Source organism: Acidovorax facilis (assembly GCF_023913775.1).
Lineage (GTDB): Bacteria > Pseudomonadota > Gammaproteobacteria > Burkholderiales > Burkholderiaceae_C > Acidovorax > Acidovorax facilis.
In genome coordinates this window covers 1-582 of record NZ_JAMXAX010000324.1, presented here as the reverse complement: position 1 = coordinate 582, position 582 = coordinate 1, and the positions used below count along the sequence as shown (strand labels likewise).

The window sequence follows — 582 nt, the reverse complement described above, 5'->3', positions numbered from 1 at the left end:
GTGAAAGCGGCAACAGCGGCGATAGAGAGAAAACGGACAGACTTGTTCATGGTGAAACTCCAGTGAAATTCAAAAAATAGGGACGAGGTACTTGGCAATACGAAAACGTGTGAACCGTGGATTCAACAAGAATCAACCACGCTCACCCGAAGGGATCTGGCCAGCGCGCAGGGCTTCGGCAGCCTGGGCACGCACGGCAGCGCGGTCAGCCGTGGACGTGTAGGTCACCACACGCGAGCCTGCTGGCTCGATGGAGCGGGTCTGGGCAACGCTGGCGGCTTCTGCTTGCACTTCAGCGCGGGTGCGGTTGGTTTCAAATTTGGTAGCGAATTGCGAAGCATCGGCTTCGTCAGCCTGTGCGCCGAAAGAGGCGAAAGCGGCAACGGCAGCGATGGAGAGGAAGCGGGCGGTGTTGTTCATGATGAAAATCCTTGGAAGTTAAAAAGCGTCTCAAAAAAGCCGGGTCAAAAAACCATTCCTGAACCGGGTTCGGTGAGTCGCCTTGCGGGTTCGGCTCATCGATGGGTTGAACTGTACGCGGGTGAAGTCCAAAGAAAAACCACCGAGTCGCAAACTAACTGT

Annotated in this window: 2 protein-coding genes; one reads left to right on the top strand and one right to left on the bottom strand. The window is 55.5% G+C overall.

Annotated elements, in window-relative coordinates; translation table 11 throughout:
* Positions 1–132: 132 nt before the first annotated feature.
* Complete coding sequence (locus NFX52_RS30435; RefSeq protein WP_252636016.1) at positions 133–393, bottom strand: DUF4148 domain-containing protein; 261 nt, start codon at positions 391–393, stop codon at positions 133–135.
* Here NFX52_RS30435 and NFX52_RS31240 point away from each other — a divergent pair.
* The coding region (locus NFX52_RS31240; RefSeq protein ID WP_252636017.1) for a hypothetical protein at positions 286–582 on the top strand (297 nt) is incomplete at its 3' end. The two genes, NFX52_RS30435 and NFX52_RS31240, sit on opposite strands and share 108 nt — an antisense overlap.